Raw genomic sequence first — 12,848 nt, 5'->3', positions numbered from 1 at the left:
GCAGCTCCGTGAGGAGTCGCGCCCAGCTGTGACCCGAGGCCCCGCCGGTCCACCGGCGGGGCCTCGCGCATGCCCGCCGCACGACGACCCGGGGGACGCCGCGCCCACCCGGTGGACGCGGCGCCCACGCCGACGGGCGGGGCGGGCTGGCACGATGGGGCCCTGCCCGCGGGGCAGGCCCCCGTAGCCCAATCGGCAGAGGCAGCCGGCTTAAACCCGGCCCAGTGCAGGTTCGAACCCTGTCGGGGGCACCGGCGCGGGCGGCGACGGTCGACGTCGTCGACGGCGGTCCGAACACCCTCCGGTGTCCCGGCGAGCCCACGCCCACGCCCGGCTCGGGGGTGAAATCTGCGCGCCGGTCGGGTGACGTCCCGGCGGACGCCGCGGGAACGCCCGCGGCGCGTGGCAGCCTGATCCGGCTCGAGGCCCGGGAGCAGTCCGGTCCGCTCTGCCCGGAGGAAACCCATGGACCCGCAGTCCCCCGCCCCGACCCGCGCCCAGGCCGTGCCGTCGCCACCCCGGCGGGAGATCGTGGTGGCCCCCACGCTGACCGGGCGGCTGGCGCGCCTGTTCGTCGTGGTCCTGGCGGTGCTGGCGGCGGGCCACCTGGTCGCGATGCTGTGGTCCGACGTGGTCGGGCACCTGAGCGTGCTCAGCCTGGTCCAGGAGACCAGCGTCGGCACCTGGGTCACGTCGATGGTGCACGCGCTGTGCGCGATCCTCGCCACGATCGGCGCGCGGCTCGCGCGCCGGGAGGGCAGCCGGTGGGCACCGAACTGGTACGGGCTCGCGGCCCTGTTCGCGCTCATGTCGCTCGACGAGGTCGCCGCCATCCACGAGCGCTTCTCCACCCCGGTCCGGCAGGTGCTGGGGACCGGCGGGGGGCCGCTCTACTACGCCTGGGTCATCCCCGCGCTGCTGTTCGGGCTCGTGTTCCTCCTGGTCCAGGTCGGCTTCCTGCGCAGCCTGGACACCCGCACCCGGCGCAACCTGATCCTGGCGGGTCTGCTGTTCGTCGCGGGCGCCGCCGGGCTGGAGATGGTCGAGGCCGTCCTGGAGACGCAGGGGCTGCAGCACGGCGTCGCGTACCTGTCCCTGGTGCTGGTGGAGGAGCTCCTCGAGCTCGGCGCCATCATGTGGGTCGCCTGCACCCTCGTGGGCGACCTCCTGCGCCGGGTCGGCCAGGTCCGTCTCCAGCTCGGGCCACCGTCCGCCGGGTGACCCGCCGGCTCCGGCGCCGGCGCCTCGGGCGGGACGACTTGGTCGAGGTCGGGGCGGTCTCGCTGGTCGCGCGGCGGATCTCGCACACGGTCGACGTGCCGGCGCTGGGTCGCGAGAGGGCGATCGGCCTCGGGGTGGACCACCAGCGCCGGGTGCAGACCGTCGTCGTCGTCGCGGTGCTGGTGTCGGTGTCCACCGCCCTGGTCGGGCCGGTGACCTTCTTCGGGCTGCTGGTGGCGAACCTCGCGCACCTGCTGGTGCGCACGCACCGCCACCGCGCGGTGCTGCCCGCCGCGGTGCTGCTCGGTGTGCTGTGCCTGGTCGGCGGTCAGGTGGTCCTCGAGCGTGTGCTCGGGCTGGACTCGAGCACCGGCGTGGTCGTGGAGTTCCTCGGCGGCATCGCGTTCCTCGTGCTGCTGCTGCGCGGGGCGGGGCGATGATCGAGGTCTCGGGTGCGACCAAGCGGTACGGGCCCGCCACCGGCGTCGACGGCGTCGACCTGCGCCTGCCCCGCGGTGGGGTCACCTCGATCATCGGGCCCAACGGCGCCGGCAAGTCGCCGCTGCTGTCACTGGTGAGCCGCCTGCCTCCGCTCGACGCCGGCACGGTGACGGTCGACGGGCTCGACGTGACCCGGACCCCCGGCGACCTGCTGGCCCGGCGGTTGTCCGTCCTGCGGCAGGACAACCACCTGGGCTCTCGGCTGACCGTGCACGACCTGGTGTCGTTCGGCCGCTACCCCGACAGCAAGGGCCGGCCGACCTCCGCCGACCTCGAGCACGTCGCCCGCGCCCTGGCGTACCTGGACCTGGAGCCGACGTCCGGCCGGTTGCTCGACGAGCTGTCCGGCGGCCAGCGGCAGCTGCCTTCGTGGCGATGGTGCTGTGCCAGGACACCGGCTACGTCCTGCTCGACGAGCCGCTGAGCAACCTGGACATCAAGCACGCGGTCGCGATGATGCGGCTCATGCGACGTACCGCCGACGAGCTCGGCGAGACCGTCGTGCTGGTGCTGCACGACATCAACGTCGCGGCGTGCTACTCCGACCACGTGGTCGCGATGCGCGACGGCGTCGTCGTCCACCAGGGTGCTCCGGGGGCGATCATGACGGCCGAGGTGATGCGCGACGTGTACGACATCGACGTCGCCGTGCACCGGATCGACGGCCGTCCGATCGGCGTGTACTACACCCAGGCCTCTCGCGCGAGGCAGACGCCGCGGCCGAGACCGACCGGCCACACGGCCGCCACCTGCGGTTTTCCTCCGGTTGCGGGACCTGCCCGGTTCCATATGCTCAAAACAGGTCGAGCCACGGCTCACCGTCCGGACCGCAGATCCGGGTAGGCGTCACCGAGCGAGGAGCCGGCACCCCGGGGCATGGTGCGGGCGTCGATGCGATCGGGGAGGCCGACCGGAGCGATGCGGACGGCGGTCGTGGCAGCGCCCTTCCCCGCATGCCACGCGGGGGAGAACTCGAACAGGAAGGTGTCTGCGATGGCAACCGGCGAGACCGGATTCGACGACGTCAGCTTCGACCTGATCTCTCTGCAGTACCACTCGCTCAAGGCGGGCCACGACTACGGCCAGTACGTCCGCGACGCCCGCACCGCGGGACATGAGGACATCGCGGCCTTCTTCGAGCAGGTGATGGCTCAGGACTCCGAGCGCGCGCAGAAGTGCCACGAGTTCCTGCGCGGGCTGTCCGGGTCGGGGGACTCGGGGCCGGCTCTCACCTGAGCCCCCGCGGCCCAGGCCGCACCCCCTCCCCACCCGCCGCACGTCACGACGCCGACCGCGTCGGGCGGTGCACCCAGACGGCTGCCAGCAGACCAGCACTCCACCGAAGGGCAAGAACATGACCGACAGCTACGACAACCCGTCCACCCGCCCCCCGGGGACCGTCCCGACTACGGGCGACCTCGACGACACGATGCCGCCGTCGTACCCGGCCGGCTCGGGCACCTACGAGACCGGCACGCTCGGCACGACGACCTACCAGGGCCAGCACGTCGCCGACGACTCCGGCAGCGACTCCGCCGCCAAGGAGAAGGTCGGCCAGGCCAAGGAGAAGGCCGGTCAGGTCAAGGACCAGGTCCAGGGCGAGGCCCAGGGTGTGAAGCAGACCGCCGCCGAGGCCGGCGGCCGGGTCGCCGGCACCGCCAAGCAGGAGGCCGCGCACGTCGCCGACGAGGCGCGCAAGCAGGCCAAGGACGTGCTCCAGCAGGCGCGCAGCCAGCTCACCTCCCAGGCCGGGAGCCAGAAGTCCAACGTCGCCAACGCGATCCGGTCGGTCAGCAGCGAGCTGAGCGCGATGGCCGAGTCGTCCGAGAACAAGGGCGTCGCGGCGAACGTCGCGAACCAGGCCGCCGGCGCGGTGGACTCCGTCGCCTCCTGGTTCGAGGACAAGGAGCCGGCCGAGCTGCTCTCGGAGGTCACCGACTTCGCCCGCCGCAAGCCGGGTCTGTTCCTGGCGATCGCGGCCGGCACCGGCCTGGTCGTGGGTCGCCTCGCGCGCAGCCTCAGGGACGACGCCTCCGACGACGCCGGCACCGCGGACCAGGGGTCGGGCGGCTACGCCGGTGCAGGCACCGCCGGGTACACCACCGGCACGTACGCCACCGCGACGACCGACACCTACAGCGCCCCGACGACGGACGCGTACAGCGCGCCGACCACGGACACCTACACGGCTCCCGCCACGTCGGCGTACGGGACCGGCACCTCGGACGTGGGCACGCCCGACGCGCCGCGCACGACCGGTGGATTCGGGGGGACGGCATGACGACCCCCGACCCCTACGGCACCGGCGGTGCCACCGCCATGGGCACGCCCTCTGCGAGCAGCGGCTCCGGCCACAGCTCGGGCGGCGGCGAGCCCTCGATCGGCGAGCTCTTCGGCGAGGTCAGCAAGGACCTGTCGACGCTGATGCGCCAGGAGGTCGCGCTGGCCAAGGCCGAGGCGACGCAGTCCGCCAAGGCGGCGGGCAAGGGCGCGGGCATGTTCGCCGGCGCCGGGTACGCCGGCCACCTGACCGTGCTGTTCCTGTCCTTCGCGCTCTGGTGGGCGCTGGGCTACTGGTTCGACAACCTCGCGTGGGCCGCGCTCGTCGTGGCGGCGCTGTGGGGCATCGTCGCCGCGATCCTGGCGCTGCGGGGCAAGAAGGAGATGAAGGAAGTCGGGGGCATGCCGAAGACGGCGGACACCGTCAAGAAGATCCCGGACGCCGTGAAGGGCAATGAGGAGGCAGCACGATGAGCAGCAACGACCCGGAGCAGATCCGTCAGGAGATCGAGCGCACGCGCAGCGAGCTGAGCAGCGACGTGGACGCGCTGACCGACAGGGTGAACCCGAGCAACGTCGCCCACCGCCAGGTGGACAAGGCCAAGGGAGTCGTGGGCAGCGTGCGTGACAAGGTCATGGGCACCGTGTCGGACGTCAAGGACTCCGCGGCCTCGGCCGGCGAGTCCCTGCACGACAAGGTGTCGTCCGCGGGGCACTCCGCGCACGGCTCGGCGTCGTCGGGCGGCTCCGCGCTGCACGACAAGGCGTCGTCGGCCGGCGACGCGGTGCACGGCAAGGCGTCGTCGGCGGGGTCGGCGCTGTCGGGCGCCCTGCACTCCGCGACGGACAAGGCGCACTCGGCCGGCGGCGCGGCCGCCGGTGCTCCGGCCGCCGTGCGACGTCAGGCGGAGGGCAACCCGCTCGCCGCCGGCCTCGTGGCCTTCGGGCTCGGGCTGATCGGTGCCGCGCTGCTGCCCTCGACCAAGCGTGAGCGCGACGCCGCCCATGCGGTCAAGGACAAGGCCGAACCGCTCGGTGACCTGGCCAAGGGCAAGGCCCAGGGCTTGGTCCAGGAGCTCAAGGAGCCGGCCCAGGAGGCCGTCCAGCACCTCAAGGAGACCGCCACCGAGGCCGCGCAGACGGTCAAGGAGGAGGGCACCGACGCCGCCCAGGAGGTGCGTGGCGAGGCCACGGACGCCGCCCAGCGGGTCAAGTCCGAGCAGCAGGGCTGATCCACCGACGCCGCGGGACCGGGACCACGTCCCGGTCCCGCGGCGCTTCACTGCCGCCCCCGGCGGCGCTCGACCACCACCACGCAGGAGAACCCGATGGCCGGCAAGACGGACGAGCACAAGGCCCAGGCGCCGCACCCCGACGACTCACGCAAGCCCGACGACCTGTCAGACCTGACGAAGCCGTCATGGAAGTACATCCTGCGCAAGACGCTGCGCGAGTTCCTCGGTGATCAGTGCACCGACCTGGCCGCCGCCCTGACCTACTACGGCGTGCTCGCCCTGTTCCCCGCGCTGCTGGCGGTGATCTCGCTGGTCGGGCTCGTGGGCGACCCGCAGGAGACCACGGATGCGCTGCTCGGGGTCGCGGAGGACCTCGGTCTGGAGGTCACCGAGACGATCCGCACGACGGTGGAGAACCTGGCCACCGCGCCGGCCGCCGGCCTCGGTCTGGTCACCGGTCTGCTGGGTGCCCTGTGGTCGGCGTCGGGCTACGTCACGGCGTTCAGCCGGGCCATGAACCGCATGTACGAGGTCCAGGAGGGGCGCCCGTTCTGGAAGCTGCGCCCGATCATGCTGCTGGTGACGCTGGTCTCGGTCGTGATCATCGCGGTCGTCGCGCTGGCGCTGGTGGTCAGCGGCCCGCTCGCGGAGGCGATCGGCAACGCCATCGGCCTCGGCGACGTGGCCCTCACGGTGTGGCAGATCGCCAAGTGGCCGGTGCTGGCCGTCCTGGTCGCGCTGGTGATCGCGATCCTGTACTACGCGACGCCGAACGTGCAGCAGCCGAAGTTCCGGTGGATGAGCGTAGGCGCGTTCGTCGCCATCATCGTCGCGGTGATCGCCTCGCTCGGGTTCGGCTTCTACGTCGCCAACTTCAGCAGCTACAGCGCGACCTACGGGGCGCTGGCCGGCGTGATCATCTTCCTGCTGTGGCTGTGGATCATGAACAACGCGCTGCTGTTCGGTGCCGAGCTGGACGCCGAGCTCGAGCGTGGCCGCGAGCTGCAGGCCGGCATGGAGGCGGAGGAGACCATCCAGCTCCCGCCCCGCGACACCAGCAAGATCGAGAAGGACAAGGAGAAGGAGGCCGAGGACATCAAGCGCGGGCGCGCGCTGCGACTCTCGGCCGGCCGGCACCAGGGTGAGGGCGAGAGCGAGTCGAGCCGCACGAAGGATCGCTGACCTCCGGGCCCCCGACCGGCACCACCACGGGTCCGGACCGGTACCACCACGGCCGCCGCCGCCCCCCTCCCGGGGGCCGGCGGCGGTCGTCCGTCCGGCGGAGGCCGACGAGATGGCGCGCGCCGGGCGACCGTGCGCGGTGCCGCGGGCTCAGCGCAGGCCGGCTGCCGCCTCGCGCTCGTCGATCTCGCGCGTCCACTCACGCTTGCGTGCCCGCCAGCCCTCGTCGTCGGTGCCCAGCCGCCAGTAGCCCGAGATCGACAGGTGCTCGCGCGGCATGGACCGCTCCTGGCGAAGGTGACCGCGCAGCTCCTTGACGAAGCCCGCCTCGCCGTGGACGAAGGCGTGCGGCATCCCGGCCGGCCAGTCCAGGGCGCGGACCGACTCGACGAGCGCCTGCCCGACCGGGCGGCCCGCGCGGTGCACCCAGCGCACGTCGACGTCCCGGCGACCCGCCCGGCGATCCCCCGGGCGGTCCGCGGGGCCGTCGATCGGCACCTGGTCGCCGGGTCCCTCGACCTCGAGCAGCGCAACCGCGCGCGCCCCCGCCGGCAGCCGTTCGAGCGCGACGGCGACCGCCGGCAGCGCGCTCTCGTCCGCGACGAGCAGGTGCCACGCCGCGTCGTCGGGGGGTGACCAGGCGCCGCCCGGACCGAGCAGCAGCAGCTCGTCGCCGGGCCGCGCGCTGGCCGCCCACGGCCCGGCCAGGCCCTGGTCGCCGTGCACCACGAAGTCCAGCGTCAGCTCACCCGCCGCGGCGTCCCAGGCTCGAACGGTGTAGCTGCGCAGGCGGACCGGCTGGTCGGCGGGCAGCAGCGCGCCGAGCGCCTCGAGGTCCACCCGCCCCTGCGCGTCCAGCGGTCGCTCGGCGGGCGAGCCGGCCGGGGGGAACACGAGCTTGACGTAGGAGTCGGCGCACGGCGACGGCTGGAATCCGGCCAGCCCCGCACCGCCCACCACGACGCGGACCATGGACGGCGCCAGGGGCTGGGTGCGGACCACGGTGGCGATCATGGCGGCGCGCGGTCGACGAGCGGGGGGCTCGGTCACGGGTCTCCTCGGGACGGCGGTGCGAGCGGTGCAGGTGAGGCGACGCTAACCCGTCGCACGACCCGCCCCCGCGGCGGTCCAGCCACGGACCGGGCGTCAGCCGGGACGGACCAGCCCGGTCGTGTAGGCGAGCACGACCGCCTGCACCCGGTCGCGCAGCGCGAGCTTGGCCAGGATCCGCCCGACGTGCGTCTTGACCGTCGCCTCGGACAGCACCAGTCGCTCGGCGATCTCCGCGTTGGACAGTCCCTCGGCGATCGCCCCGAACACCTCGAGCTCGCGAGCCGTCAGCGACTGCAGCCGCACGTCCAGCCCGCCCGGCTGCGTGGCGGCACCGTCGGCCGGCAGGTGGCCGGCGAACATCTCGAGCATCCGCCGGGTCACCCGGGGGGAGACGACGGCGTCCCCGCACGCGACCGTGCGGATCGCCGCCACGAGCTCGGCGGGGCGGGCGTCCTTGAGCAGGAAGCCGCTCGCCCCCGCTCGCAGCGCCGCGAACGCGTACTCGTCGAGGTCGAAGGTGGTCAGGATGACCACGCGGCACCCGGGCAGCTCCGCGACGAGCCGTTCGGTGGCGGCGATGCCGTTCATCCCGGGCATGCGCACGTCCATCAGCACCACGTCGGGTCGCAGCGCGAGCGCCTGCGCGACGGCGGCCTCGCCGTCACCCGCCTCGCCCACGACGACGAGGTCGTCCTCGCCCTCGAGGACGAGCCGGAAGCCCATCCGCAGCAGCGCCTGGTCGTCGACCAGCAGCACCCGGACCGGCGTGGGCGCCCGACCGGGGCCGCCGGCGCCGGTGCCGTGCTGGATGGTGCCGGGGTGGTCCTCGGTCATGGTGTCCTCTCGTCCCAGCGCAGCACGGCGTGCACCCGCCAGCCGCCGTCGTGCGGGCCGGCGTCGACCCGGCCCCCGAGCACGGCGGCGCGCTCGCGCATGCCCACCACCCCGCGACCGGTCCCGACCGTGCCCGGTGCCGCGGCCGTCCCGGACGCCGCGGCGGACCGGGGCGAGCCGCCGCCCCGCGCCCCGCCGCCGTCCGTCACCGTGATGTCGACCCCGTGGTCGGTGCGGTCGAGCCGGAGGTCGACCCACGCGGTCCCGGGCGCGTGGCGCAGCACGTTGGTCAGCGACTCCTGGACGATCCGGTAGACGGCCAGCTCCAGGCCGGCGTCGGGCGGCAGCGGCGGTCCGGTGCTGGTCCAGCGCACGGGCAGCCCGGCGGCCCGGAACCGGTCGACGAGGTGGTCGAGGTCGCCCGCCCCGGGCTGAGGGTCGAACGGGGCGTCCGGGTCGCGCAGCGCCCCGAGCACGCGGCGCATGTCGGTCAGCGCCGCGCGGCCGGTGTCCGACAGCTCGCCGAGCGCGGCCCGGGCTCGCTCGGGGGACCGGTCGAGCGCCGCGGCCGCCCCATCGCCCAGGGCGATCATCACCGACAGGCTGTGCGCGACGACGTCGTGCATCTCGCGCGCGATCCGGGTGCGCTCGGCGGCGGCGGCGAGCTGGGCCTGCTGGTCGCGCTCGACGGTGAGCGCGTTCGCGCGGTCCACCAGCGCGGCCACGTGCAGCCGGCGGTTGCGGACGCTGCTGCCCACCGCGATCGCGACCAGGGAGAACATGACGAGCGTCGTGATCGAGGCGGCCCGCAGGTCGGTGACGGTGTCCGTCGCGCCGTCGGGGCCCTCGGTGGCGACCGTGACGTTCGGGCCGTCGATGACCATGGGCTGCTCCCGGAGCAGGATGGCGACCGAGGTGGTCACGCACAGCCCGGCCAGGGTCAGCCAGGCGGTGCGCGGGCGGGACGAGGCCGCGACGGCGTACAGCGCCAGCGCGATGGCGAGGTCGTACCCGTTGGAGCCGCCGGTGACGGCGATCGTCGCCACCGACAGGACGCCGACGGCGATCGCCGTCCGCACCGGTGCGCGACGGCGGCCAAACAGCGCCGCCGCGCCGAGCAGGGTCGCCACCAGGAGCAGCACCGGTGGTCCCGTGGGGTCGATCAGCGCGCCGAGGGTCGCCGGGACGGCGAACCACGCGACGACCACGAGGTCCATCACGACCGGGTGCCGCAGGAAGTACCGGCGCACCGGGCCGAGCCGGCGCGCGGTGAGCTCGGTGAACAGCGGGTCGGCGGTGCTGCCGGTCCGGCCGGCAGCACGGGCTGCCGGCGGCGCGGGGCTCGGGGGACCGGCGGTCGGGGGCACGGACGGCCGCACCGCCGGCACGGCGGTCCCGGACGCCGTGCCCGCGGTCGCGGTCGCCGGCACGGCGGACGGCGACGCCGGACCGCGGGTGGCCCGGTCCGGCGTCGTCGTCCGGCGCAGCATCGTCAGGCGTCCCGCCGGCGCAGCAGGACCGCCGCGATCGCCAGCACGACCGCCACCCACGCGAGCATCACGCCGTAACCCTGCCACGGCCCCAGCGCGGCCTCGCCACCCAGGGCGGCGTTGAACTCGTCGGGCATCATCACGCGGCTGCCCGCGGTGGAGGGCAGGTACGGGCTGACCTCGCGGAAGAAGGCCAGCGGGATGTTCCCGAACAGCGGCTCGACCACCAGCAGAAGTCCCAGCACCGCGGCCAGCGCGCCGGCGGAGTGGCGGATGAGGGCGCCGAACGCGAACGCGAGCAGGGCGACCGCGGTCAGGTACAGGGCGGTGCCGACCAGGATGCGCAGCGACTCCGGCTCGCCCAGGTCGATCTCCAGGCCGGTGCCGGCGAGCAGCGGCAGGGTCGCGAGGTAGGCGAGCGCGACGCTGACCAGCCCGACGACGAGGATCGTCGCGGTCAGCACCAGCGCCTTGGCGGCCAGGGCCGGCAGCCGGGTCGGGACGGCCGCGAACGTGGACCGCACCATGCCGGTCGTGTACTCGCCGGTGATGATCAGCACGCCGAGCACGGCGATGGACATCTGGGCCACGTTGGACCCCACCGTCGTGGCGAAGGCGCCGGCGGCCGACCCGCCGCCGTCCTCGGCGGCCTGGGTGAAGCCCCAGGCGGCGAGCAGGGCGACGCCGACCATGAGCGCGACGGTCACCACCAGCGTCCACACGGTCGAGCGCAGGGTGCGCAGCTTGATCCACTCGGAGGCGACGACGCGGGGGAAGGTCAGCCCGCTGCCGCCGGGTGCGGGGCGGCCGGTGCTGGCCGGCCGTCGGGTGTCGGTCAGGGCGGTGGTCATGGTCAGGACCTCTCGGTGAGGGCGGGTGCGAGCGCGGGGCCGGAGGTCGAGTGGTACTCGACCTCGTCGGCGGTCAGGGACATGTAGGCGTCCTCGAGGGAGCGGGCCACGGGTGTCAGCTCGTGCAGGACGACGCCCGCTGCGGCGGCGGCCTCGCCGACCTCCTCGGCACTGGTCCCGGACACCTCGAGCGTGTCCGGGCCGGTCGACGTGACCTCGACCCCGCCGCGGGCGAGCGCCTGCGACAGGCGGCCGGCCTGGGGGGTCCGGACCCGGACGCGGACCGCGCCGGCGCGGCCGATGATCTCGGCGACCGGTGCGTCGGCCACCACCCGGCCGCGTCCCACGACGACGAGGTGGTCGGCCGTCAGCGCCATCTCGCTCATGAGGTGCGACGACAGGAACACGGTGCGGCCCTCGGCGGCCAGGTGCCGCACCAGGGTGCGCACCCACAGCACCCCCTCGGGATCCAGCCCGTTGACCGGCTCGTCCAGCAGCAGGGTGTGCGGGTCGCCGAGCAGGGCCGAGGCGATGCCCAGCCGCTGGCCCATCCCGAGCGAGAACCCGCCGACTCGCTTGCGGGCGACCGACTCCAGGCCGGTCATCGCGATCACCTCGTGGACCCGGGCCGCGCCGATGCCGTGGGTGGCCGCCATCGCCTGCAGGTGGTGCAGGGCGGACCGGCCGGTGTGCACGGCCTTGGCGTCGAGGAGTGCCCCCACCTCGTGCAGGGGCGAGCGGTGCTGGGCGTAGGGCCGGCCGTTGACGGTGACCGTCCCGTGCGTGGGGCGGTCGAGCCCGACGACCATCCGCATGGTCGTCGACTTCCCGGCGCCGTTGGGGCCGAGGAACCCGGTCACCTGCCCGGGCCGGACGGTGAACGTCACGTCGTCCACCGCCGTCTTCGAGCCGTATCGCTTGGTCAGGCCACGGGCCTCGATCATGTCCTCGTCCTCCGGTCGGTGCGCTGGTGCTTCGGTGCGGTGCTGCGTCGGTGCGGTGCTGGTCGGTGCGCTGCTGGGTCGCGCCGGGCGGGCCGACCCGCTTGGGCCGGGGCCTGGGCCGGTGCCACGACCTCGACGCTAGGGCGGCGGCCGCTGCGGCCGGGACCCACCGCAGGGCGATGTCGCACCGACGCGGCGGTACGCCGGAAGGAGGACACGTGCGACCCGGGGATGAGCGCCGCCCGGCGGGCCTCGGCGGGAACGCGGGCGGCCCCACCGGCGTTGCGTAGGGTAGGTGGCGGCCAGCGACCACCCGCCGGTCCCAGGACGGGACCACCGGCCGCCGTGACCAGGAGGAACGCATGAGCAATCCCGTCTTCGAGAACACCGCGGTGTTCCGTGACCCGCAGCGGTCGCGGCAGCAGCGCGGCCGGGGCGCGCGTCCCGGTGCGACCACCCAGTACGGGCCGACGGCGACCGCCGGCTACGACGCCGCGACCCTCGACCAGATGTACAACGCGCCGGCGGCGACCAACGCCCAGGCCGGCCGCATGACCTACGACGACGTCATCGTCAAGACCGCCGGCCTGCTGGCCGTCGTGGCGGCGACGGCCGCGTTCGCGTGGTTCGTCGTCCCGGACACGCTGCGCATGCCGGTCGCGATCGCCGGTGCGCTCGTTGGCTTCGTCCTGGGGCTGGTGAACGCGTTCAAGAAGAGCCCCAGCCCGGCGCTCATCGTCCTGTACGCGGCGGCCGAGGGCCTGTTCCTCGGCGGCATCTCCTGGTACATCGAGGTCGCGGCGAACCTGCCCGGCATCGTGATGCAGGCGGTGCTGGCCACGATGGCCACCTTCGCGGCGTGCCTGGTGCTGTTCCGCTCCGGCAAGGTCCGGGTGACCCCGAAGTTCACCCGCTGGCTGCTGGTGGCGATGGGTGGCTACCTGGTCTTCTCGCTGATCAACCTGGGCATGGCCCTGTTCGGTGCCGGTGGTGACGGCATGTTCGGCCCGCTGCGCAGCGGCGGCCTGGGGATGGTCGTCGGTCTGTTCGCCGTCGGCCTGGCCGCGGCGATGCTGATCGTGGACTTCGACTCGATCAAGCGTGGCGTCGAGGGCGGCGCGCCGGCCAAGCTCGCGTGGACGGCGGCGTTCGGCCTGGTCGTGACGCTGGTGTGGATGTACCTGGAGTTCCTGCGCCTGATCGCGATCCTGCGCGGCGGCGACTGACGCACGCCGGTACGCAACGCACGACGAGGGG

General features: G+C 74.1%; 15 protein-coding genes and 1 tRNA gene. 11 read left to right on the top strand and 5 right to left on the bottom strand.

Annotated elements, in window-relative coordinates; all coding sequences use genetic code 11:
* The first annotated feature begins 177 nt into the window (after positions 1-177).
* The 10 genes from Q0840_RS11045 to Q0840_RS11005 all read left to right on the top strand — a co-directional run bounded on the left by Q0840_RS11045 (position 178) and on the right by Q0840_RS11005 (position 6,419).
* Positions 178-251 (top strand) — tRNA-Leu (locus Q0840_RS11045).
* A gap of 214 nt (positions 252-465) precedes the next feature.
* Entirely contained in the window at positions 466-1,221 is a 756-nt protein-coding gene (locus Q0840_RS11040) for a hypothetical protein (protein ID WP_298459518.1), read from the top strand.
* The gene (locus Q0840_RS11035) at positions 1,218-1,661 is read left to right on the top strand and encodes an iron chelate uptake ABC transporter family permease subunit (RefSeq protein WP_298459517.1); all 444 of its coding nucleotides are present in this window, start codon (positions 1,218-1,220) and stop codon (positions 1,659-1,661) included. Before Q0840_RS11040 ends, Q0840_RS11035 begins: the two co-directional genes overlap by 4 nt.
* Positions 1,658-2,146, top strand: coding sequence for an ATP-binding cassette domain-containing protein (locus tag Q0840_RS11030; protein WP_367183109.1), 489 nt, complete (start codon positions 1,658-1,660; stop codon positions 2,144-2,146). The genes Q0840_RS11035 and Q0840_RS11030 overlap by 4 nt, the downstream gene beginning before the upstream one ends.
* Positions 2,092-2,565: a hypothetical protein gene (locus tag Q0840_RS19085; RefSeq protein ID WP_367183108.1), complete on the top strand. Its 474-nt coding sequence runs from the start codon at positions 2,092-2,094 to the stop codon at positions 2,563-2,565. Before Q0840_RS11030 ends, Q0840_RS19085 begins: the two co-directional genes overlap by 55 nt.
* Positions 2,566-2,715: 150 nt before the next feature.
* Complete coding sequence (locus Q0840_RS11025; protein WP_298459516.1) at positions 2,716-2,958, top strand: acyl carrier protein; 243 nt, start codon at positions 2,716-2,718, stop codon at positions 2,956-2,958.
* A 118-nt stretch (positions 2,959-3,076) separates the two neighbouring features.
* Complete coding sequence (locus Q0840_RS11020; protein WP_298459515.1) at positions 3,077-4,003, top strand: hypothetical protein; 927 nt, start codon at positions 3,077-3,079, stop codon at positions 4,001-4,003.
* A 38-nt stretch (positions 4,004-4,041) separates the two neighbouring features.
* Complete coding sequence (locus tag Q0840_RS11015; RefSeq protein WP_298459574.1) at positions 4,042-4,476, top strand: phage holin family protein; 435 nt, start codon at positions 4,042-4,044, stop codon at positions 4,474-4,476.
* Positions 4,473-5,234, top strand: coding sequence for a DUF3618 domain-containing protein (locus Q0840_RS11010; protein ID WP_298459514.1), 762 nt, complete (start codon positions 4,473-4,475; stop codon positions 5,232-5,234). The genes Q0840_RS11015 and Q0840_RS11010 overlap by 4 nt, the downstream gene beginning before the upstream one ends.
* A 96-nt stretch (positions 5,235-5,330) precedes the next feature.
* On the top strand, positions 5,331-6,419 hold the full coding sequence (locus tag Q0840_RS11005; RefSeq protein ID WP_298459513.1) for a YihY/virulence factor BrkB family protein: 1,089 nt from the start codon (positions 5,331-5,333) through the stop codon (positions 6,417-6,419).
* Between the two features lie 150 nt (positions 6,420-6,569).
* Here the strand turns inward: Q0840_RS11005 and Q0840_RS11000 are convergent, their stop codons facing one another.
* From Q0840_RS11000 to Q0840_RS10980, 5 genes are all read right to left on the bottom strand, one after another.
* Positions 6,570-7,469, bottom strand: coding sequence for a siderophore-interacting protein (locus tag Q0840_RS11000; RefSeq protein ID WP_298459512.1), 900 nt, complete (start codon positions 7,467-7,469; stop codon positions 6,570-6,572).
* A 96-nt stretch (positions 7,470-7,565) separates the two neighbouring features.
* Complete coding sequence (locus tag Q0840_RS10995) at positions 7,566-8,306, bottom strand: response regulator transcription factor (RefSeq protein WP_298459511.1); 741 nt, start codon at positions 8,304-8,306, stop codon at positions 7,566-7,568.
* A complete protein-coding gene (locus tag Q0840_RS10990; RefSeq protein ID WP_298459510.1) occupies positions 8,303-9,796 on the bottom strand; it encodes a sensor histidine kinase in 1,494 nt (497 codons plus the stop codon). The genes Q0840_RS10995 and Q0840_RS10990 overlap by 4 nt, the downstream gene beginning before the upstream one ends.
* Positions 9,797-9,798: 2 nt before the next feature.
* Positions 9,799-10,647, bottom strand: coding sequence for an ABC transporter permease subunit (locus Q0840_RS10985; protein ID WP_298459509.1), 849 nt, complete (start codon positions 10,645-10,647; stop codon positions 9,799-9,801).
* 2 nt (positions 10,648-10,649) lie between these two features.
* Positions 10,650-11,591, bottom strand: a complete 942-nt coding sequence (locus Q0840_RS10980) for an ATP-binding cassette domain-containing protein (RefSeq protein ID WP_298459508.1) — start codon at positions 11,589-11,591, stop codon at positions 10,650-10,652.
* A gap of 362 nt (positions 11,592-11,953) precedes the next feature.
* On the opposite strand from Q0840_RS10980, the gene Q0840_RS10975 reads away from it, so the two are divergent.
* The gene (locus tag Q0840_RS10975) at positions 11,954-12,817 is read left to right on the top strand and encodes a Bax inhibitor-1/YccA family protein (protein WP_298459507.1); all 864 of its coding nucleotides are present in this window, start codon (positions 11,954-11,956) and stop codon (positions 12,815-12,817) included.
* Positions 12,818-12,848 lie beyond the last annotated feature (31 nt).

This window comes from uncultured Cellulomonas sp., from assembly GCF_947494015.1.
Classification (GTDB): domain Bacteria; phylum Actinomycetota; class Actinomycetes; order Actinomycetales; family Cellulomonadaceae; genus Pengzhenrongella.
The sequence above is the reverse complement of the archived record's forward strand: the minus strand, read 5'-3'. Positions and strand labels throughout refer to the sequence as shown.